The following is a 19,996-nucleotide window of genomic DNA, read 5'->3' as shown; positions in this document are numbered from 1 at the left end:
TATCTCATTCAAGTTGAACTTGTATATTTATTCATTGAGAAGATATTTTCAGGAAATACTTTATCGACTTGCTCCAAGGACACATAGATTTGACGTGGTGCATTGGGCCCCTTATAAGGAGATATTATTTTTCTGATCTCCATTAACTGCATGATACTTTGAGCTACGTCGGTTTTAATATTTAGACGGGACTTTAAGTATTCCCGTCGTGGTGCTTGCTCCTTAACCACGATTCGCACGGAACATCCGTAGAGGACGGCCCACGCATTATTTTTAATAGAAAGAGTTTTTGGTTTCGAGGGAATGCCCAAATTCACCATGTGTCCTTGGCTTCCCACGACAATTAAAACCTCTGGAATATTCGGTAGTTCTTCTACTTTTGCCCTAGGGCTCCTATTTAAACCATGATGATCAGGGGATAAGTCTATCAGCTTATTCGTGAAGGTTAGAATGTTGTTTGTTTCCTGCTTAACCACATCTATTGCTTTAAGATTATCGTCAGGTTCTTTATCGAACCTTTCAGGACTATACGTTTTATCGTTTAGTTTTTTAAAGCTTCTGGTGCAATTATTACACCAAAACTCAACAAGACGCTCTATTTCTTCATCCGTAACAAGAGGACCTTGGGCACGGATCGGCTCCGGATCTACAGGACTTAATAAGAGAAGATCCCCCATGCCTGTCAATGACTCAGCGCCTGGCCGGTCGAGAATGACCTGCGAATCAATCGTCGACGCAACTTTATAAGCAAGCCGCCCAGGCATGTTCGCCTTAATTAAGCCGGTAACAATATCGGCTGTCGGACGTTGGGTCGCAAGAATCAAATGCAAGCCGGCAGCTCTGGCCTTTTGCCCGAGCCTGGCAATGGCGGTCTCCAAGTCTTTGCCGGTACTCTTAGCTCCCATGATTAGATCGGCGTATTCATCAATGATTGCAACCCAATAGGGAAGCTGCCCTTGTTGAGGGACCTTGTCATTATACTCACGAATGTTTCGGGCTTTTTTCGACCGCAAGAGCGAATATCGTCTCTCCATTTCCACGACCATTTTATCCAGCAATTGCATTGCGTCTTTCGGTTCTGTGGCGATGGGGGCTAACAAATGGGGCAGGTCCTCATAAACCGTTAATTCAACAGCCTTCGGATCAACCATAATCAGTTTTAATTGATCCGGCAAATGTCGGAGTACCAGGGAAAGAATCATGGCGTTCAGCCCAACGCTTTTTCCCTGATTGGTTGCACCGGCTACCAGCAAATGCGGTAATTTGGCCAGATCCGCGATCAGAGGTTTTCCGTTAATCGTCACTCCAATACATAAGGGAAGCGTACTCTTGTTTTTCCTAAATTCGGGACTGGCCACCATTTCCTGAAGCGTCACAATCCCGCGCTGTTCATTGGGCACCTCGACGCCAAAGCATCCGGGCATTCCGGGAACTGCCGAAATTCGAACACTTCCCTGGATTCCAAGTTCGGCAGCAATATTTTCCCCTTCTCTGGTTAACGATGAAATCTTTAAGCCGGAGCTTTGAAAGATCACTTGGGTGATCGCCGGGCCGATGACCGTTTTAACATGGCGAAACTTCGACGTCCCGCTGGAATCGACACCTATATTTAACCGGCTAAATGCTTGCAGGACCATCTCGGCGGTATCTCTGGACTCCTGTTTCTTGGCCTTGGGTTGGTTGAAAATCGTCAATGGGGGAAGATTTTCAGAAATAGGCGATAGATCCACCTCTTCCGGAGCAAGGGACTGAACAGTCGGTCCTTTCCCAGCCTTAGGAATCGGTGGGGGAAGCGATGATTTGGGGACGGTATTGGCCCCAACCCTAACAACAATTGCTTCTTGACCCTCTCTTTCTACAAAAGAAACAATTCTTGACGCGACACCAAAAGCCACGGCAATAGTCCCATCGTCGATCCTCTGACGCAAAGACGAACGCAAGGAGGGATCCACTCCATAAAAATACTGAGGGATAAAGTGCACTTCCTGGTGTTCGACAGAATAGAAAACTTGAAAGTCCAGCGTTTTCACTTTAGGCGCAGGGGTGTTAGCGCTGTCTTTCGAGCTAGGGAATGATTTTTGTCCCGGCAATTTACTTCGCTCAACAAAGATATGAGCACCGGAACGTTCGAGCGTGTGAATCAGAATGGGGCGCTTTTGCCGTGCCCAGGCCATCCATTCCTTCTCTTCATTTCTGCCTGAGATATTCCTAGTAATAGGAACCACAGTTATTGTTTGAGTCCAGGATTTCTTAAGGGAAGAAAGCTGCCCCCAGTTCTTGGAGAAGAGACTAAAGATCAAAGCAACCATGGTATCTAGGATGCGTCCCAAGAGAACAAATAGGTAAACCGGAAAATCAGCTATATGAATTGCTCCATTTCTCGCTAAGGTCCGAATAAAATCTAGGATTACCAGGACCAGAAGTCCTAATCCCACAACTTGGCTTAAGCTATATGTTTCCAAAAATTACACCCCCATACCGGCAACTAGTTTATAGACATTCACCACGACGTTTTGTCCGAACACGATGAGGGGATGAAGGATCGGTGCAGCGGGGAAATAGAGTTTATTCCAATAGGTAATAAGTAAGTGGGCCTGGGGCACTAAACGCCATACCAAAGCTCCCAGATTAAGCCAGATTAGCACAATCACTAAGAAATTCCACAGTCTTTGAATCTCGTGTTTCTTAGAAAGAAGAACGAGACCTATTCCAAGGACCACCAGAATCGGCAATGGTTTCGACCTCCTCCTTATTCATCTTGAAGCGTGATTGCTCCCAACGACCAATTATTGAGTGAGCCGTTAATGGGTACCGTTACCCTCACGTTTTGAGGTTTATCCGTTTTAACCACGGTAAAGTGGAGCTGCAGTGTAGTTTGGTCCGCTGTTGCCTTAACAAAGGAGAAGAACGCATACTTTTGCTTAAGAATCTCATTCCATCCGGCATTACAGGCCTGAGCGACGGGTTCAGTTTGGGAAACTGCCGGCGGCGTCATGGTATCCGGGGGGGCCGCCCAACGTAAGGCAACGTCTGGGAAAGGACTTTTAGGATCTTTTGTTAACAGCGCAACCATCCAGGCTCCCGGTTTGGAGAGGTCTTTTTTGAGTTCGGGAGACCAAAGATTGTTTTGTTCCGTGGCCTTCCAAATACTAGGATCACGGTAATAATTAGGATCCCAGAAAGATGTTAGGGCATAATGGGTATCCCCGATCGTCAATAAACTGCACGCTTCAGGGGTTGCTTGAGGATCGCCGAGCTTTCGAACCTGTTGAATGAGATCACGAATCGTCTCTTGATCCATTGTATGCAGCTGGGTAAATGTCTTCGGAGTAAACCCTGACGGAGCTTGTTTAGAAGGTTGAGCTGTGGGCTGTGGTTTTGGAGTTTCTTGCTTGGCTACTGGGACTGGTTTTGACTCCTTTTTGGTACTGATATAATGCCAACCCAACGCGATGAGAAGGATCATGAAAACTGAGGCACCGGATATCAACCATTTTTTACTCATTGAGCATTACCTCCTGTTACTCTCGTTAAAGGAACTAAATAACTATTTGGCCTTGAGGACAAGGTTTGAAACCAGAACTTGACACCTTTCCACCATCTAAGGTCTTCAGCATAAGACCCCGAGGGATTCTTAGGATCGTTAATCCATTGGATGGGATCCTCGCCGGAAGGGATAGGGTAGCTCAATTTGGTGGCCACGGTCCTGGCTGCTACCTCACAAGCTTTATTAAAACCAGGGGAATAGGCCATCCAACTCCCATAAACATTGAACGGGTTTCTCTCGACTTGGGCCGCATCGCTGTTATGTGCCGGATCAAAGGATTGTTCTTGACCTGTAATAGCGACCAGGAGTAGCGGATTCACGTTAAACGTACGGCCATTGGCAATAAACGAATCCACATCTCGGATCAAATAGCTTCCCTGGCTGCTTAGAAAATTTCGCAGGTCATCAGGATTAACTTCGTGAAATTGCAGGTCTGCCGGAGGAATAGCACCGCCGCTGGGAATGCCCCCTCCACCGTCGCCGGATCCGTTGTCTTGAGTGTTATAAAAACGATCCGGTCCGTTTCCGGCAAGAGCAAAAACAGGGATAAAAACAATCGACATAAGCAGGAGTGCAGTGATCACGCCAGGAACCATAACCCACTTTAGTAGTTTTGAAACCATATTTTTCTCCTCCTATAACCTGTAAGAAAAACACCCACAAAAACTACCCACAAACGGACAAAACCGGACAACTCTGTCCGGTTCAAGGGTTTCTTCTATTTATCTTCAGAAATATAAATTATAGTGCTAAAAACGCCCTATAATAGTTAGGATCTTGTTGCCCCATACCAGCACGATCAAAGAGCCGAAACTCAAGTATGGGCCAAAAGGCAGCTGCTGTTTTAGACTCGTCTTACGGATTCGCAGCAAACCTGTTCCCGTTAGTAAGCCGGTTAAGCAGGCTAAAATAATTACAGGAACGATTAAGGGAAACCCAAAAAATAAGCTGAGAGCCGTAACAAATGTGACATCTCCGAGGCCCATATCCTGGGGAAAGGCTTTAGCAATAAGCCAAAATACCAGACCGAATCCCAACACTGTCATCAAACTAAACAATCCGTTTTGAGGGCCATCCAGAAAAGCATTGAGAAGCCCTATTCCCAGTAAGGGAATCGTAAATTTATCCGGCAGCCGCATGGTGCAGTAGTCTGTAATAGACAAACCGAGAATTAGCAGGACAAAGAGGAACTGTACTAACCAATGAAAATAAACTAAACGACTCATTGAACCCAGTCCTCATGGAGACCGACATTTTCTCGGGCCTGGATACGTCGTTTAAGGGCTGGAAGGGCTTTTACAGCTGCCAATGAGATGAACCAGACTCCAAGGAAGAAAAAATAGCTTTCATGATAGGCCAAGAAACCTAGCCCCGTAATAAGCGTAAAAAACAAACAGAAGGAGAAATAGAACGTAAGAGAATAACGGCTATGGTTGAACATGTAGCCGAATAGAGCACAAAAGCCGGAAACGAACAGCCAAAAGGTAAGCAGCGAGGAAGATGCATTTTCAAAATTAGTATCTTTCGATATGTTTATCAGGCGATACAGCCCTGGTACTGCCAGAAATAGTGAGGCGACGAGAAAATATAGGTTGATTACTTCCCGTACAATGATAGAAGCCTTTGCGTCCATATAGTTTAAAAATGTTAAAAGATGGCTTCCTTCCGTTTTGAAAAAAGAGTATTCCATGAGCAAAATCTCCCTTTCAGTTTTTATTAACATAGGTAATGTGTAACGGATTAAACCAGCCGCCAACGCCCGCAAGAGTCGAATTTGGCAGGTAATAATTGATCGAGCCTACAATACCCAGGCCAATGACGAGCAACACTCCTAAAACTAATTTCTTTTTCAGACTCATCGTATTTATTTCTTCCATCAGCAACTCTCCCTTATTTCTGATTTGCCCAGTGATCTAATGATTTAAGGATTCATCTCTTGTATGAAAATGATGGTTTCGTAATCAAGCATCCCGCCGGCCTCAAGAATACTCTCCAAGGCTTCTCTTCCTCCTTGAGGCATATAGGGAATTTCCTTAGAATCTGTGAATGCGAGATACCCTAGTCCTGGGACAAAGAAGGCAAAACCACGGTCAAACTCACAGTAACCCCCTGGGCATTTAAAGCGTTTCCCCTTCATGCTTACGATTTGAAGCTTTGCATTGAGTTCCTCAGTTGTCATGGATAATCCCCTCTTTATCTTATTTTGATTAACTGCTAACGACAGAATGGTCCCTAGACCGATACGCCCTGAAGGATGCTGCGTTTATCAAAGGTCTTCAAGCAACCCTGTCCGGATCTCCAATGGTCTTTAAAACTAGAAAAATCCGAGTTAAGCCTCACGGTCATCGAAGTTTCTGTCTCGTTAATAATCTCTGTAATATCCCAAAGGAATCCATCGTCCTCTGCAAGCTGATCCCCCACCTTTAAGTTTTGGGCCTTTAAAAGCATGGCTTTCTTAACCTCCTAACATCAAGCTATTGTCTCGTTTCAAGTTACCTCCACCTAGTAATGTTTAAGGCTTATTCCATCCTCCCATACCCTTTCTAACTAAACCGCAACCGTACCTATCAAAAATGTGTCTTCACATAGCCTACAGCGAGATGGTGCAAGTAGTCATTGACATCACCATTTCTAAAATCAATACGAATAAGCATCTCTTGAATGGCCTTTTTCTCTTCCTCTGAACAGGTCTTTATGAGTTTAATCACAAAATCGCTGTCAATGAGATGGATTGTCCCGTGATGTTCTATCTCAAACGTTTTAAAAGGCATGTCCTTTTCTTCGAAGAATGTCTCAAACCACTTGTCCATTTAAAGCTCCCTCCTCGTTCTCTTGCTCATCGTTTCTCATAATGGCTCTGTTTCGTTTAAACAACTGAGGTTTACCCAAGAAATATCCCTGCCCAAAGTGACATCCAGATTCTTGAGCCGCCTGCCATTGTTCCTTGGTTTCAATCCCCTCCGCAATAACCTTAGAACCTAATCGCCGAGCGTGATCCACCATGGCGGTTAGGAGACTATTTCGGGCTTTAACATGGATAGATTGGGTAAGAACTTTATCTAATTTTAAGTACTCCGGGCGTAGCTGCAGGAGTGTGTCAAAGGTTGCATATCCAGTTCCCAAGTCATCTATGGCTAAAGGAAACCCCATGTTCCGAAGACGAAGGACGCCTTCCCAATGAATCGTTTCAACCTCGGTAATCTCCAGGACCACATTGCGACCACGAAAAATGCTCCATAAATCAGGATTGACGATCGACGGGTGAACATTAATAAATAAGAGTCCAGGGATTCGGTGCCAGCTCTTGAGAATCGCCTCAACGATCAACGATTCAAGTCGTTCTAGACCCTTATAGTGATAGGCTAACGAAATGATCTCCATGGGGGAGAAACTAGACCAGCGTGCCAAGGCCTCATAACCAAGAATTGTAGAATTCGTAAGGTCTATAATCGGCTGCAAGGCGATATTCGTAGGGATTTTCCCCTCAAGAATCTGGAAATAGGCTTGGGTTAAGTTATTAACATTTAATGGCATCGAAATCATCTCCCCCTTTCATCATTTCCACAAAGCTTATACCACAGATCGTTTGTCCTTCAATCCTCGGGTTGCATAGAGTTCTAGTTCCAAAGGTGACAGTTCATATCGGGCTTGTTCCCAGTTTCGGTCCGCCACTTTCAGCATAAAGGTGTGCTGCCCATAGCTATTTTGAATGGCTTCGATCACGGGTTCCGGAACCGCCTTACTCGACTTAAGAATTTCCAGTTCATTGTCTTCGATCCAAAAAATCATTTTTATATAGCTGTTGCTCCAAATCGATTGAGCCGGGGCCTTTTCCCCTAAATACACAGAGACCTTATTGGAGCCGGTAACGACCATCCCGTTTTGATGTCGAATAGACGTCGCCCAGGTGTTTAGAAATTTCTCAATCACCGGGTTATTAATCGAACGCTGCAATTCGTCCATAAACACTGCTGTGAACCGTTCGCCCAGAAGTTTATCGCGTTTAATTTGTTCCGAAATGGTATCCAAGGCTAAGGTCATTTTCACGAGACTGGCCCGCGTATCCTCCCCGGCCTCTTCGGGATTGGACAGACGGACAACAATCATCTGGGAATCCAACTTCAGAGGTTCACCTTTCCCGAAGAGATGGCTCTGTCCGCCTTCAAAATAGCGCTGAATACGGATCCGTAAGTCTTGAGCCCCCGGAGTGTGGATGTCACAAAGGGCTTTGTACCAATCCGTAATGCGAAGAGATTTAGTAAACCAGGTTTCAGGCTTTTCCCGGTCCATATTATTCTCGAAAAGGACTTGGGCAATCGCCTGATCGCAGGGGACTAAGAAATATTCCTCCTCAGTATCTGCTAAAATGGAGATCGTTCGCATGACGCGGGCAATCATGGTATCTATAGGATTACTGTCCAGTTCCGAGACTTGAGGATAAATCATCATGGGTTCAATATAGGTTCCGGTTTGAGTCCTCTGGTCTAGGTAAGCACCGCCGTTATTCAGGCACCAAACATAGAATTCTCCGTTGAAATCTAAGTAGATGACGCGAAAACCATGCTCCATAAGGCTTTGGCCCAGGGCCTTTTGGGCTGCTGATTTACCGCTGCCGGTGGTTCCCAGGATGGCAATATTCTTGCCGCCTTGTCCTTTTATAAGGTCTATAAGGATACGACTGTTATTACGGGTGCTGTTCCCGAAATCAATGCCTGTACCGTCGGAAATACTGCCGTTAACAAACGGTGTCAGACACGTTAAGGGATCGCTGGTGACAAACCGTCCGGGATATTCTTTATAAAGTTCTTCCGGCGTGAGTCCCAGGGAAAGCCCGGCTTGAAATCCCTGCAGCTGTTCAAAGGAAAGGGAATTAACCTTCGTTTTATCTTCGGCTAACTGGTCCTTAATTTCTTTAATTGTTTTTCTCAGGGCTTGTACCGTGGGAGCCCAAGCTGTGATGTATACCCAGATTTCAAAGGGTAGATTGTCGGTATATTCAACCTCGTTAATAATCCTCTTCAGAGATTCATAAGCTTTGACAAGCTCGGAATCGGGAATCTGATGCCGGCTCGTTGCGTCCTCAATGTCATGACGCAGCCGGTTTAGCTTGTGTTCATTCGCTTTACTAGCGAGGCTTTTGACGATGGGATGAATTTCCACAGTATAGCGAACGGAATGGATAGAAGGAACACCTCCAGCATCTCGATTGCCAAAAGCGAGATTTCTGAAATGACCGAAGTTTAAGTTTTGAGGAAAACGCTTGATCAACAAGGTCGAGGTGTAGACCGTATTAGGGCCTTTGCCCAGCCTGAGATACATGGTCGACAAGGATTCATCGGATTCTTGGGCCAGGCCTGCAGCATCCCGTAAACCTTGAGCATCAAACCCGTCTTTAACAGGAACGTAGGGATTCACCGGGATGGGCAGGAAACGAAAGAGATGTTCTTGAAGCTCTTTCGGCAGAGGAATTTTTTGAGCAAGTTTGGTAAAGTCCCAACTCATAAGGATGCCACCTCACGTTTCATCGTCAATTGACGTAGGATGTCCCAAGGTTTCCGCGGGAGAGACAGGCCAAAGTTTTCGCCATAGCCATGGTCAAAGGGGATCATGATGCCGATGGGCATGCCCAGCTGAGCGCTTAACAATCCCGGAGATAAACCTGAAGGCATGGCTTTGGTAATCGCCAAGACCATCTTGTCGGCGGGGAGTGTTTCTATTTGCTGGAGCGAGGATCCTAAACTCCCCGGCTGATTATCTGTGACATAGATAATTGTTTGAGAGGCGTTCAGTAAATCAGTACAGTCGCTCGTCACAAGGCCAAGGTCGACGGTCACATGGTCGAAGCTTTCTGCCAGTTTGGCGATATCCGAAACTCTCTGTTCTCCGGAAACGTCCGAAACGGTGAAGAGATTCGGCCACTCTGCCGGCTGCTCTCCGCGCTCTAAATTAACCAGCAATCCGTCGTGCGGCGTAAGATTCACGGCAACCGTGGTGACTCCAACATAACGCTTGGTTCCAAGCACGAGGACAACATTCTCCGGAAATCGTAGGGGCTTCACTAAGGGAACGACCTTCTGCTTTTGGGTACTTAAACCCCGTGAATTCTCTTGGGTGATCTTGGCAAAAGGGTTCGGCGTTATCTTGAAGGGATTTATAGAAGACGGCGCTATCGTGCCTTGAGATGGCGTGAGGTCTTCTTTAGAAATTGTTTGCACTGCAGGGGGGGCCTGAGGCTTTTCCAGAATCGAGAGAGTCATTTCAGGTTTTGACAAAATCTCGGGTTCCGCTATAACCTCTTTGATCGCTGGAATCTCAAAATCGATATAGTTTTCTTCATAGACCTCTTCGTCATAGCCATCATCGGTAATATCCTCATCTATGGGTTCCTCCGCAAATCCCAGGGGTAAGGTAAGTTTGCTCCGAGTCCAAGGGGCGACGTCACGATGAATAACCCAAAGCAAATCCTCTTCCCCCATGGGAGCAAGGTTGAGTTTTGCTCGCTGCATGACCTCGATAAAGCTGTTGACGGTATAGGAAAAACTGGCTAGAGCAAGTTCTTTACGTTCTAAATCCGTATCGCCGGTTTCATCCCGCATAAGATGGGTAAGGCTACCGTCGATGCGGAGAAACAAACGGTTGGTGACGGCCATCGACTTAGAAAAGGTTTCAGAGTTCGCCATCCGATCCAGCGTCAAGTCCCTCCCACCCGGCAGAATCGCCGTAAGGGCCTGCTCCCGCCGTTCCTTCCAAAAGGTTTCCTCATACTCAAGGTCGGCATCATCGATCCAGCGCAATCGCATCTGGTTTGCTGAAGCTACCGCCAGGGCATCCTTTAATCCTTTCTGTGTCAAGGCCACCGTTTTGGGAGATTCAAAATCGATGGGTTCTGCCTGCACGTAACAAAGTACGGAAACCCAGCCGTTATCCCATTCCACCAGAACCTTGTCCTCCCTATAATGGAGCATTTCGGCCCGAATGAGATCCTGGAGGCAGGTTACATTCTGCTCAGAACGTTTAGACCCTGGTTTATCCGCTAAAATCTTTAAGCGTTTGCGATAGCGTTTAAAGATCCCCACATACCGGGGGAGATCCAGGGCCATGCACCCGGCGACAAGGAGGAAAACACCGATCGCAATGCCCATCCGCCCAATGATCTCGGGAAACGGGAACCATAGAATATAACCGGCCAGGATGAGACCCAGGGGAACGAGAACCTTGAGCATTTTATCGATGGAAATTCCCCAAAACGTCTTGATATCCTGACGAATATCATCCTGAAACTGCATAGCCCTTTACTCCTTTCCTCCGGAAGTCTTATCTCCAGGCTTTTTACGGTTCTTCCTCCAAATCCCCATGTTAAGACCGAATTTGGGTGGTTTTGTAGCAACATGACTGATACCGTAATCGTCGACCGTGATATAGTTTTCTCCTTTGGCTTCCGGATCGCCCGTGTCGTTATCCCTGTGTACCCAGTATCGTTTGCGCCCACGGAGCGTTTGGGAAACCGTGTATTTTGCCAGTTTCTCATGGGGAGTATCGACAGCCCAAGAATCATCGAATGAGTGAACAGGAACACCTTTTTCTTTTAATTGCTCTGCAATGTCTTCGCTCATAGGACCCTCATATTTATAGAACGTCCCGCCGCCGGGCATGGAGACTTCTTGAAAATGCTCGTGAACGTCTTCGGGTATGATCCGTTGCTCAATGCGATCCAAGCGAGAATCAAGACTTTGATCAGGTGATCCGGGTGATTTCGTGCTGCCATCCATAACCGGCGGTTTCGTGAACGGTCCCTTAAACGTGGTCTTAAAGCCGTTACGCTGATTGGAAGCAGAAGTACTATCATTGGAGGCTGATTCTTGTCTAAAATGGTTTTCTGTCACCCTGGAAAGAAGGTCATGATGTCGCACCGGAGAACGGCTGGTCTGAAGTTTAATGCTTTCTCCCTGTTCCGTGATCACGTCTCCGGCGGTTTGCATTTTATGGCCTGCGGTGGCCAGTTTGCTGCTGCCGGTTATGGCCCCTAAGATGCTGGCAGCCTTGCCGGCGGTTTGCAGTTTGGAACCGGCGCTCGACGCTGCCTGTCCTTTGACTGTTTGCACAGGGCGAGAAAGCATTCCCAAGATTTCCGTTTCAATAAACTTCCACCAAAACGTCCATAAGACGATGACAGAAATGGCCACGACGATGGCCTGTAAAATGACCTGTAAAACGGTATCTGTCTGGCTCTGATAAATATATCCCTGCAATCCCCAGCTCACGGTCATGATGATGGAGGCGATCAGCGTCCGGACTAAACCGCTGATATAGCTCATAAACGGCGCAAAATCTGAGGCTAAGGTCGTCATCATCGTAAAGAACGGAGACCCGATTACCAGGAGCAACCAAACTCCATAAACCAGGGCTTGGACGAATTCAAACGCCAGGATGATCAATCCTCCGAGCAGAAAGGCTAAGATGGCCGAAACGGCATCCTGGTTGGCCATGATGGCTTTAGAGAGATCCGGCACAATAAACTGAGCCGTTGTCTGTAAGGCGTCCGGGGATAACCAGTGCTGGCCCACCATCCAATCCAGTAAGATATAGGTGATGTGATTGCGGGCATAGACCATCAGGTTGGTGACCCAGATTGAGAGGAACACCCAGAGGATGAGTCCGAAAGAAATAAGGACGTCTCCCGCCGGTCGTTTTCCGGCCATGACCTGCCCGGCCATGCGAAGTGTAGCATAAAGCATAAGGGCCAAGGCTAAGATCACGAGGAGCTCCCACCAAGTAAAGGAGGGATCATCCTTGTTCACATAGGAATACTCAGCAGCATTTTGTTCTGCCCAGGAAACAATAGGTCTCAGAAAATCACTGAGAGTTTGTTTCATCCAATCGTTAATGATCTTTCCGGGATCGAAGTTCTGAAAGAAATCGACCACGGAGGACACGGAGGTTTTGACATCGTTAACTCCGTTATAAATTTGTCCCAGGATCGGAAGGTCACCGATAAAACTTCCGCCTGAAGAACTGCTCGTGGTGGAGCTTGCCCCGCTGGGTATTGTTTCGGCGGCCCAGACCGGACCGCCGAGAACGTTGAAAAGAATGAGCAAGGTTAAGATTAGGACGCTGATTCGCTTCATAGGGCATCCCCCGCCGTTAGTTATTGTGGAGTCGGAGTCGTGGTAAACGCTTGGTTAAGAGGAACCAGTACGGAAACAAGTAAGTGATACCAGGCCCCGGAAAGGACCAAAAGGACCATACAGAATCCGGCAACCACCGGAATAAACTCTTTGTACGATACCTGCCCTTCCATGAGTTTTTTCGATTTGTGCAAGAGATGGCGGATCCCATGAAACAAGATCCAACATCCATAAAGGCCCAACCCGTAATTAAATAAAGGAAGCAGGCTCAAAACAACGCCGCCGTTCATCACGGAATCCCATTTGACTTGAAATGGATTGGTTGAAGGAAGTGCTCCGCCTCCATCGGCTAGGACGCGAGACGCATTGGCTAAAAGCATCAAAGGTATGACAGGAAGACTCCATTTCGTTTTATCTCGGAGACGTTTGAAGATTGACAAGACGATCCCTCCTATAAAGTATTTAGTTCAAATCAGATAAGTTTGGGCTGCACCACCGTGATAATGACTAAGATCCAAAGCCCATTTTTTAAAACCACACGTTCCATCCAATCTTCCGTGGAAAACGTTAAGGGATAGGGAAGAATTCGGGCCAGGCTGATCATCCAGGGGAGTGGCCAGAGAAGCTGAGCCCCTTCTGGATTAAGAATATCCATCAAGACTGGATGACTTAGATAACCGGCAACAGCGCAGGTCAATAAAATACTGGGCACCATAGGCCAAAGCCAGTGCAGATACAGGCTAAAGAGCCAGGCTGCTGCGATAGAATGCGTAAAGTGGCGATGATCAAGCGCCATGCCTGCACTGCTCCCCAAGGGCAGACGTTGATTCAAAAACGAACTGGGATGATCAATATCCGGCAGAATCGCTGAAGCAGCCCCGAACGCGATACCGATCGGCCAATAGATGGGCGGGGCATGGGAGACGCTTAAAACAATCTCAGCTGCGAGCATACCGGCAGCGGCATGAGTGGAACCCATCATGGAACCTTCACCTCCTTATCTTCTATAAGCCTTTTTCCCACAAAGGGGACAACTTGGGCTTGATTTTCAAACCAGTTCTCCGGAATATACCCGAAATCAATCTGCCATTGATCCGGTTTGCCACAATGAGGGCAAACCTTGGTGCGGATTTCACCGAGGATCCGAACTGCCCCGAAAAATGGCACCGTTATTTTTGGACTGATCACCGTTCTGCGGCTAATCGGTGCCTCTCTGGCCGGCTGGTCACACAGCAGGCAGCGGCTTTCTCCAGATGTCGACGCTGCTTGAATCGGTGGATAGCCAATTCCCGGAAGCTGATACACGCGGACAACCTCTGCCGGGAGCCCCAGCTGATCGAGGGCGATTTCTGTTTGTTTGCCGGCTTCCCATTCGGAGGGTGCAAGAATATAGATATTGCCGCGCCAGGCACCCTGTTTGCACGTTACGTTCCAAAACCTTGTCAAGGATCCTCCGCCCTTTCTTTGTTTCTTTGGTTGATTGGTACTCTTTAATTCCACTGCTGACTCGGGGCAAAATACGTTGGCAGGGCGACAAGATCGCACACGGGATAGGTTCCGGTGTAACTAATTCCCATAACCGGCGGCATGGTCCAGGTCACCTGCAGACTCACATAAACGCTCCTTCCTGGAATGGTCCCTGTGACACCGGGTGGTGCCGGCAAGCCGGCATCATTATCGCCGTAAACGGTAAACGTTTGAACAGCCAGGCTTCCCGTGGTGACCTTGAGTTTTTGGGCGTACAACTGAATCACGGTCGTTTCTAATGCAGAATTGTCCATCGTTACGCCTTGAGGAATAGAAACGGCCACAGCTGTCTGGATCGAATCTTTGAGCAGCGACTGCATCCATGTCTCTACATTGGCACGTTGAACCGCCATGAGCTTAAGAGCAATCCAGATAAATCCGGTGACTAAAATGACGGCTAAGAGGGCTACCACTAATACCGGCTGTGAGACCGAGCCTAGTTCATGATCGTTAAGAGCTTTAAAATCCTTAGTGTTTGACAGGTTCATGGGCTGTCCCCTTTTCCTGTTCTGAAGTAACTGCCGGTGCCACGGCCAAGGCAGACTGCAATTCTTCTTTAGTGAGCATGCCTTCTGTGATTTCCGGGACAGATGATGAACCGGATTTCAGGGTAACCAGAGAGGGAACTGTTTTAACATAAGCCTTTGGTGCGCCGGCCTGAATAACGACGGTTCCGTCAATTTTGTACTTTGAAATAAAGGCTTTCGTTTCCTTGATGGCCTCCGGAAGATCCGACGTGTTAAGGAAGGTGGAAACATAAATGAACGGTTTTTTACGATTTAGATCGCTGACCATCGTTTGAATCTGCGGTAAATCTTCTTGGCAATGGGGACAATTCACGGAAAAAAACTCCAGAGGTGTTATGGCCGCATTGAGGTAAACACTGCGCCCGTCCAAGGTGTAGACTGGAATCAGAGTATAGTCGGGTTTGATGGGGATTTCTGCGGCCTTGTTGGGATTCCAAGGACCCACAAGGCCAAAATAACTACCTATGACAACAACTGCAGCCACGGCCGCAATGAGACATCCTAGTCTTGAAGGTTTAAACATGCTTTCTTCCTCCGTTTCTGCTTATTGAGCCTGTTTTGCTCCGGAATTTGTCGTGCGAGGTGGAGTAGCATTTGGGGTAGTCTGCGCCGTGGAGGCGGGAGGATTTGATGGAGTATTTCCCTGGGTTGAAGGATCCTCTTCGCCCCAGGGAGATATACTTAATACGACTTTCCCGGCACTGAGCAATTCATCGCGTTCTTGGGTTGAATTAACAGCGATTTCCACCGAGGCTGGGGTATAAACTCCTGAGGGAGTCATGGATAGCCCGCCGGCCATATTGGCGGTCGACGTGGACTCGATCTTCTGTCCGCCGGCGTTATAGACCGCAACCACTCGTTTATGGCGTAAAAGCGTCGATAACGGGCCGGATTGTCCGGGCACTTGTTTTCCCGTTGAGACCAGCGCATCAACGTAATCCCCAGGCATAGCCCCTCCCGAACTTACAAGGTCCGCTGGGATTCGGACACCAACTTCCCCCATGTACAACCCGTTCTGCATCGGTTTGTCCGAAATATCTGCTTTTAGTAATGGGTGTCCGGGGGTTAATTCAATGGCGGCTCGTTTGCCGATCGCGGCATGTTCATCGGTGACCGCGTTGACGGCAAATTTCGCAGGCATTGTTTCCGTTCGAAGAGCAGATTCTCGAATGGGGTAACCTTCTTTGACCGTTCCCGTCACCATGACCATAGAAACACGAGGCCCTCCGATCGCAAGAACAGTTCTGGTCATGAAATACGTAATACAAACGGCACCTGCTAAGGAAATAAGGATGCCTCGGCTGCGGGATATCTTTTTCATAAACGTCTCCTCTCGTAAGAAATTAACTTCTACAGGTTCTAAGAGAATCTCCCACAAACAAATAGAAACACCGCACCTGCTAAGGGCACGGCGTTTGCGTATAGACAAGGGATACCATGTTTTTTTAAACAAAAAAGCCCCCACCTGTTTGTTTGGCGGAAGCATTATAGTAGGACGATATTCTTGAAAACTATAATTTACTGGATTTTAAATTATTATTCGTTGCCGCTGCGCTTTATGGCGCAGTTTTTTCTGATCCATATAAAACTCAGTGATTAAGATATCAAGTTTTTCACTAACCTTCACAACGATCGGATCTGTAAGTTCTTTTCCTATAGCAATCCTTTGCATCTGTAATCGTAAATCTTCAAGTTGATTAAGTGAAGTTAGCCCCATGTTTAAAACCCCGTTTCATAATGTATCACATACTTCCGTATTTTAGGTTAAAATTACGGAAATATCAATCCAATAAAAGCAAAGAGTTTGTCGTAATATGTAAAAGATTTCTGACTAACCGAAATAAGTATTAGGTATCATCTATTCATATTAAGAAAAAAGAGCAGAAATATCCAAATGTCATTTCTACTCTTATCTTTAAGACTATTGCCACGACCCTAAGCTGGAAGCATTGGCTACTCCATAACATAGAGAAAAATTACGGACTTCGGAATTTGGGTAACCAACATATGGGTCTGCATAAAACCATAGTGTTACATAATCTCCGGCATTAAGGGTTATATCCTCCTGCATGGTTTCCCAAACACTTGGAGGGTAAGAACAGACATATTTAAAGGTTGTTCCTACAGTTGTGCCGTTTACTCGTACCTGACCGTATGCACTAGTTCCACCACTAGGTCCATATATGTCAAACTTTAATCTATAGGTCCCCGGTGTATTTATCCTAAACCCCATATTTTGATATTGAACCCAATTGCTAGAGGTATTTTGCTGTACCGTGGTTGACTCTGACGCAATCGCATCTCCGGCATTAATTGTCAATGTCTGTGCTGTTCCCGTAACCCCTAAAATACTGACTCCATTTTTAATATTTCTAGACACTAAGTTCGGATCGGTATAATACGTCCAAGTACTCCCATCGTAATAACCTACAGGAGGTTCAAGGTATACGGTCGATCCACCCCCAGTCCACCAAGACAGGGAATTAACATTAGCTCCTCCAATATGGACAGGCATGGTCCCTGCCGTGCCTGCGATCGTCGTGCCCGTTAAGACGTTGGCCGGTGGGACAACAACTCCTTTAACTTTACCATCCGTGAGCGCCCCGCCATAATACCCCTGCGGAATCGCTTGATCCGTTGGTCCGGGAGTGATAACCGTGCCGCTGCCTACTTTATTTGGCATGGTTCCTGTTTGCCCGGCAATTACAGTACCCGCCAGAACTTTGTCAACCGGCACCGTGATCGGCGCTGTTACGGTAAGACTCCCCTGGACTGTATTGAAGTTACCTTGGGTGCTTGACACCGCAAAACTCAGAGCAAACGGACCGCCTATATTCGTGGGTTTAACGGAAAGGCTATAATAGCCGTTACTATCGGTCGAACCTGAAACATTGGCTCCATAGCCGCCTGAAACGTTTACAGAAGCCCCGAAAATAGGGTTCGCATACGAATCGGTAACCGTACCACTGATGACGGGTAAGGGTACTGGATTTGAAGCTGTCCATACTTGCGTCGTGGATGGCGAAACGTTAGCGATAAGTAAACTTGGAGGACGTGCGAGGACCTGGAACGTTGAGGTTCCAATGACGTTGGCCACTCCGTCCATCGCTGCAGTGAGAGACTCATAACCGACTTTCGTCACCGGTCCAACGGTCACTGAGGCCTGACCGCTGTTATCGGTGGTAACATGAGTCGTTACTAACGCCGATGGCTCCGGACTTTCAGATAACGTGATCGATTTGCCTGAGATCGGTGTCCCCGTATTGTCTTTGAGGGTTATAGTTGCTGTTAGAGAACCTCCTGTCAGGACCTGATCTGAGGACAAAGATACTGCTAAACTGTAAGCCCCTGTCGGGAGAACATTGACGGCCACGGTACCGCCATTCAGAGTTGCTCCGTTAGACTGTACTTTTAAGGTAGCCATTCCAGGGGTTGAGACCGTTTGTGTCAGGGCAAATTGTCCTCCCGACCCTGTCGTGGCATTCGTGGTCGTAACAGGACCAACAAGGGTAAGGGCTGTCCCCGCCTGCACGGGGTTTCCATAGCTGTCTAAGATTTGACCTGTAACTGTGACGGTTCCTCCGGAAGCAATCTGATCCGGGGTTACCGCCAAATTTGCGACTTTGGCAGCTCCTGCAGGATTAACATTGACCTGAATTTGGGCCGGAGAGTTAATGCCTGCCGTCGTCGCCTGAATCGCTTGAGTTCCTGTTTGCGTTAAAACAACATCGAGATTGGTGAAATTGCCCGCAGTATCTGTTGTAATGCTCCCATTCGGAGCCATGTTATCAATCCCATCCGTGGGAGAGGCAACCGATACTGTGACTCCTGAAACGGGAGAACCATATAAGCCGGCGACATTTCCTTTAAGATTAATAGCTTGACCGGCTGTGATGGTCAGCGGTGAGGAGCTATAGGAGGACCCTGTGCTGCTCTGTAAGGTGATCGATTGCGGGGTCCCTTGCTGGATGCTTACATTCGCCGTCGCCGTTAACGAGTTAATTGTGAAGGTCACATGCTGCGTGGTAACCGATTTCGGAGTATAAGTAAAATTAAACGCACCTTGTGTGTTTGTTTTTATAGTTTGATTCGGAACATCGGAAGTATCTGACGTAACGCTGATGCTTGCTAAAGAGACCGGGTTGCTACTCGCATCTGTAACCATCCCCTGGATGGAGATGGAGTTCCCAATGACCGTCTGGTAATTCCCCGTTCCACTGGAAGGGTTGGTTAAGAGCAGCTGGACCGGGGCACCGGCAGCCACGGTGACCGTTTCGGCGGCTGTCCCGATCCCTGCTTTGGCGGTAATGACCTGAGGCCCTACACTGGGAAAGGTAATTGTGACACTAAAACTCCCATCGGCTTGGGTTGTGGCCATGGTCGTTCCGTTGGGAGAACTGATTTCCACTTGAGTCCCGGCGGGAGCCGCTGTCGCTCCCATACTCACCACGCCGCTGTATTGCCCGCCTTGCCCGACCGTTACCGTCGTCGGACCTGAAAAGGTCAGAGAGGTCGGGATCGAGGGATTGGTCACATTGGTTGTCGGTGTGGGGCCAAGATCCGTCGTGGACATCTGGACTCCGCCAAAATTGCTGAAATCTCCGACACAGGCGGACGTGTCCGCTGTCATTCCCGTAACGTAGTCCGAATTGACGTTAGGAATCTCTTTTTCAAGATAAACCTTATAGATGGGGAGGTTAAACCCCGGAACTTCGATGGTAAAGTCATAACCTAAAGCTCCATTGACGGCAGTTGAACCGTAACTTTGACGTCCTGTTGACGCATTGAAGTAGATGTTTGCCGGATCCATGCCGTTGCTCCGGAGATATTGGGCAATATTGGCTTCGGCGTTCTGGGTCAGACAGCCGTTGGCTTTGATCGACTCCTCGACCCGTTTGGCTCCTTCACCCAGATAGCCCTTAATCTCTGCCGCTTTATCGTATTCCACAAAGACGCCCAAGCCAACGCCGATCAGTAAAATGATCCCGAAAACCCATTGTATGGGTTTACTGACCATTGCTTTCCCCCCTTTCGTGAAAATGCAAAGAGCATAACCGAGGTTTTTTGAGAACCGGCTATGCTCTTTTGCTTGCCTTTTTCTATCCTTTCGAATTAGCTTAAGCCGGTAATTTTACCAAACTCAGTCACCAGGGTTGAACTTAGATTTCCGTTAATAAAGAGTACGATGATCCCAATGATAATTGCGACAACCACGGCCTCTCCAATCTGCCATAGAACTTCTTTAAGCATGCGCTCCCCCCCTTTCAAGT

Annotated in this window: 23 protein-coding genes; all 23 read right to left on the bottom strand. The window is 47.5% G+C overall.

Annotated elements, in window-relative coordinates:
• Positions 1–8 precede the first annotated feature (8 nt).
• The 23 genes from DESACI_RS23000 to DESACI_RS24470 all read right to left on the bottom strand — a co-directional run bounded on the left by DESACI_RS23000 (position 9) and on the right by DESACI_RS24470 (position 19,976).
• Entirely contained in the window at positions 9–2,462 is a 2,454-nt protein-coding gene (locus tag DESACI_RS23000) for a DNA translocase FtsK (protein ID WP_014826483.1), read from the bottom strand.
• 3 nt (positions 2,463–2,465) lie between these two features.
• A complete protein-coding gene (locus DESACI_RS06970) occupies positions 2,466–2,732 on the bottom strand; it encodes a hypothetical protein (protein WP_014826482.1) in 267 nt (88 codons plus the stop codon).
• A 17-nt stretch (positions 2,733–2,749) separates the two neighbouring features.
• Positions 2,750–3,505 (bottom strand): hypothetical protein, encoded by a 756-nt coding sequence (locus tag DESACI_RS06965; RefSeq protein WP_014826481.1) that lies wholly within the window; start codon positions 3,503–3,505, stop codon positions 2,750–2,752.
• On the bottom strand, positions 3,502–4,170 hold the full coding sequence (locus DESACI_RS06960) for a hypothetical protein (RefSeq protein ID WP_041275995.1): 669 nt from the start codon (positions 4,168–4,170) through the stop codon (positions 3,502–3,504). The genes DESACI_RS06965 and DESACI_RS06960 overlap by 4 nt, the downstream gene beginning before the upstream one ends.
• Positions 4,171–4,296: 126 nt before the next feature.
• On the bottom strand, positions 4,297–4,773 hold the full coding sequence (locus DESACI_RS06955; protein WP_014826480.1) for a prepilin peptidase: 477 nt from the start codon (positions 4,771–4,773) through the stop codon (positions 4,297–4,299).
• Positions 4,770–5,237, bottom strand: coding sequence for a hypothetical protein (locus DESACI_RS06950; protein ID WP_014826479.1), 468 nt, complete (start codon positions 5,235–5,237; stop codon positions 4,770–4,772). Before DESACI_RS06950 ends, DESACI_RS06955 begins: the two co-directional genes overlap by 4 nt.
• Before the next feature lie 16 nt (positions 5,238–5,253).
• The gene (locus DESACI_RS24475; protein ID WP_014826478.1) at positions 5,254–5,424 is read right to left on the bottom strand and encodes a hypothetical protein; all 171 of its coding nucleotides are present in this window, start codon (positions 5,422–5,424) and stop codon (positions 5,254–5,256) included.
• 44 nt (positions 5,425–5,468) lie between these two features.
• The gene (locus DESACI_RS06945) at positions 5,469–5,726 is read right to left on the bottom strand and encodes a hypothetical protein (protein WP_014826477.1); all 258 of its coding nucleotides are present in this window, start codon (positions 5,724–5,726) and stop codon (positions 5,469–5,471) included.
• Between the two features lie 53 nt (positions 5,727–5,779).
• Complete coding sequence (locus DESACI_RS06940) at positions 5,780–5,995, bottom strand: hypothetical protein (protein WP_014826476.1); 216 nt, start codon at positions 5,993–5,995, stop codon at positions 5,780–5,782.
• A 119-nt stretch (positions 5,996–6,114) separates the two neighbouring features.
• Positions 6,115–6,357 carry a hypothetical protein gene (locus DESACI_RS06935; protein WP_014826475.1) on the bottom strand — a complete coding sequence of 81 codons (243 nt, stop codon included), beginning with the start codon at positions 6,355–6,357 and terminating at the stop codon, positions 6,115–6,117.
• Positions 6,341–7,081, bottom strand: coding sequence for an EAL domain-containing protein (locus DESACI_RS06930; protein ID WP_014826474.1), 741 nt, complete (start codon positions 7,079–7,081; stop codon positions 6,341–6,343). The genes DESACI_RS06935 and DESACI_RS06930 overlap by 17 nt, the downstream gene beginning before the upstream one ends.
• A gap of 36 nt (positions 7,082–7,117) precedes the next feature.
• Entirely contained in the window at positions 7,118–9,049 is a 1,932-nt protein-coding gene (locus DESACI_RS06925) for a VirB4 family type IV secretion system protein (RefSeq protein WP_014826473.1), read from the bottom strand.
• Positions 9,046–10,833 carry a CpaE/TadZ family protein gene (locus DESACI_RS06920; protein ID WP_014826472.1) on the bottom strand — a complete coding sequence of 596 codons (1,788 nt, stop codon included), beginning with the start codon at positions 10,831–10,833 and terminating at the stop codon, positions 9,046–9,048. The genes DESACI_RS06925 and DESACI_RS06920 overlap by 4 nt, the downstream gene beginning before the upstream one ends.
• 6 nt (positions 10,834–10,839) lie before the next feature.
• Positions 10,840–12,672 (bottom strand): hypothetical protein, encoded by a 1,833-nt coding sequence (locus tag DESACI_RS06915; RefSeq protein ID WP_014826471.1) that lies wholly within the window; start codon positions 12,670–12,672, stop codon positions 10,840–10,842.
• Between the two features lie 20 nt (positions 12,673–12,692).
• Positions 12,693–13,112 carry a hypothetical protein gene (locus DESACI_RS06910; RefSeq protein ID WP_014826470.1) on the bottom strand — a complete coding sequence of 140 codons (420 nt, stop codon included), beginning with the start codon at positions 13,110–13,112 and terminating at the stop codon, positions 12,693–12,695.
• Positions 13,113–13,144: 32 nt separating this feature from the next.
• On the bottom strand, positions 13,145–13,654 hold the full coding sequence (locus DESACI_RS06905; RefSeq protein WP_014826469.1) for a metal-dependent hydrolase: 510 nt from the start codon (positions 13,652–13,654) through the stop codon (positions 13,145–13,147).
• Entirely contained in the window at positions 13,651–14,118 is a 468-nt protein-coding gene (locus DESACI_RS06900; RefSeq protein WP_014826468.1) for a hypothetical protein, read from the bottom strand. Before DESACI_RS06900 ends, DESACI_RS06905 begins: the two co-directional genes overlap by 4 nt.
• 44 nt (positions 14,119–14,162) lie before the next feature.
• A complete protein-coding gene (locus DESACI_RS06895; RefSeq protein WP_014826467.1) occupies positions 14,163–14,687 on the bottom strand; it encodes a hypothetical protein in 525 nt (174 codons plus the stop codon).
• Positions 14,668–15,249: a TlpA family protein disulfide reductase gene (locus DESACI_RS06890; protein ID WP_014826466.1), complete on the bottom strand. Its 582-nt coding sequence runs from the start codon at positions 15,247–15,249 to the stop codon at positions 14,668–14,670. The genes DESACI_RS06895 and DESACI_RS06890 overlap by 20 nt, the downstream gene beginning before the upstream one ends.
• A gap of 21 nt (positions 15,250–15,270) precedes the next feature.
• Complete coding sequence (locus DESACI_RS06885; RefSeq protein WP_014826465.1) at positions 15,271–16,179, bottom strand: CpaB family protein; 909 nt, start codon at positions 16,177–16,179, stop codon at positions 15,271–15,273.
• 75 nt (positions 16,180–16,254) lie between these two features.
• Positions 16,255–16,443 carry an aspartyl-phosphate phosphatase Spo0E family protein gene (locus tag DESACI_RS06880; protein WP_041275994.1) on the bottom strand — a complete coding sequence of 63 codons (189 nt, stop codon included), beginning with the start codon at positions 16,441–16,443 and terminating at the stop codon, positions 16,255–16,257.
• 204 nt (positions 16,444–16,647) lie between these two features.
• Complete coding sequence (locus tag DESACI_RS06875; RefSeq protein ID WP_014826464.1) at positions 16,648–19,743, bottom strand: beta strand repeat-containing protein; 3,096 nt, start codon at positions 19,741–19,743, stop codon at positions 16,648–16,650.
• 95 nt (positions 19,744–19,838) lie between these two features.
• Positions 19,839–19,976, bottom strand: coding sequence for a hypothetical protein (locus tag DESACI_RS24470; RefSeq protein ID WP_014826463.1), 138 nt, complete (start codon positions 19,974–19,976; stop codon positions 19,839–19,841).
• Positions 19,977–19,996 lie beyond the last annotated feature (20 nt).

It is taken from the genome of Desulfosporosinus acidiphilus SJ4 (genome assembly GCF_000255115.2).
GTDB lineage: Bacteria > Bacillota > Desulfitobacteriia > Desulfitobacteriales > Desulfitobacteriaceae > Desulfosporosinus > Desulfosporosinus acidiphilus.
This window is presented reverse-complemented; position numbering and strand designations above follow the sequence as displayed.

Bases quoted from the DNA above. Each gene is read 5' to 3' on its own strand.
- DESACI_RS06965 (WP_014826481.1), bottom strand. From the start codon at position 3,505: ATGAGTAAAAAATGGTTGATATCCGGTGCCTCAGTTTTCATGATCCTT.
- DESACI_RS06960 (WP_041275995.1), bottom strand. From the start codon at position 4,170: ATGGTTTCAAAACTACTAAAGTGGGTTATGGTTCCTGGCGTGATCACT.
- DESACI_RS06955 (WP_014826480.1), bottom strand. From the start codon at position 4,773: ATGAGTCGTTTAGTTTATTTTCATTGGTTAGTACAGTTCCTCTTTGTC.
- DESACI_RS06950 (WP_014826479.1), bottom strand. From the start codon at position 5,237: ATGGAATACTCTTTTTTCAAAACGGAAGGAAGCCATCTTTTAACATTT.
- DESACI_RS24475 (WP_014826478.1), bottom strand. From the start codon at position 5,424: ATGGAAGAAATAAATACGATGAGTCTGAAAAAGAAATTAGTTTTAGGA.
- DESACI_RS06945 (WP_014826477.1), bottom strand. From the start codon at position 5,726: ATGACAACTGAGGAACTCAATGCAAAGCTTCAAATCGTAAGCATGAAG.
- DESACI_RS06940 (WP_014826476.1), bottom strand. From the start codon at position 5,995: ATGCTTTTAAAGGCCCAAAACTTAAAGGTGGGGGATCAGCTTGCAGAG.
- DESACI_RS06935 (WP_014826475.1), bottom strand. From the start codon at position 6,357: ATGGACAAGTGGTTTGAGACATTCTTCGAAGAAAAGGACATGCCTTTT.
- DESACI_RS06930 (WP_014826474.1), bottom strand. From the start codon at position 7,081: ATGCCATTAAATGTTAATAACTTAACCCAAGCCTATTTCCAGATTCTT.
- DESACI_RS06925 (WP_014826473.1), bottom strand. From the start codon at position 9,049: ATGAGTTGGGACTTTACCAAACTTGCTCAAAAAATTCCTCTGCCGAAA.
- DESACI_RS06920 (WP_014826472.1), bottom strand. From the start codon at position 10,833: ATGCAGTTTCAGGATGATATTCGTCAGGATATCAAGACGTTTTGGGGA.
- DESACI_RS06915 (WP_014826471.1), bottom strand. From the start codon at position 12,672: ATGAAGCGAATCAGCGTCCTAATCTTAACCTTGCTCATTCTTTTCAAC.
- DESACI_RS06905 (WP_014826469.1), bottom strand. From the start codon at position 13,654: ATGATGGGTTCCACTCATGCCGCTGCCGGTATGCTCGCAGCTGAGATT.
- DESACI_RS06895 (WP_014826467.1), bottom strand. From the start codon at position 14,687: ATGAACCTGTCAAACACTAAGGATTTTAAAGCTCTTAACGATCATGAA.
- DESACI_RS06890 (WP_014826466.1), bottom strand. From the start codon at position 15,249: ATGTTTAAACCTTCAAGACTAGGATGTCTCATTGCGGCCGTGGCTGCA.
- DESACI_RS06880 (WP_041275994.1), bottom strand. From the start codon at position 16,443: ATGGGGCTAACTTCACTTAATCAACTTGAAGATTTACGATTACAGATG.
- DESACI_RS06875 (WP_014826464.1), bottom strand. From the start codon at position 19,743: ATGGTCAGTAAACCCATACAATGGGTTTTCGGGATCATTTTACTGATC.
- DESACI_RS24470 (WP_014826463.1), bottom strand. From the start codon at position 19,976: ATGCTTAAAGAAGTTCTATGGCAGATTGGAGAGGCCGTGGTTGTCGCA.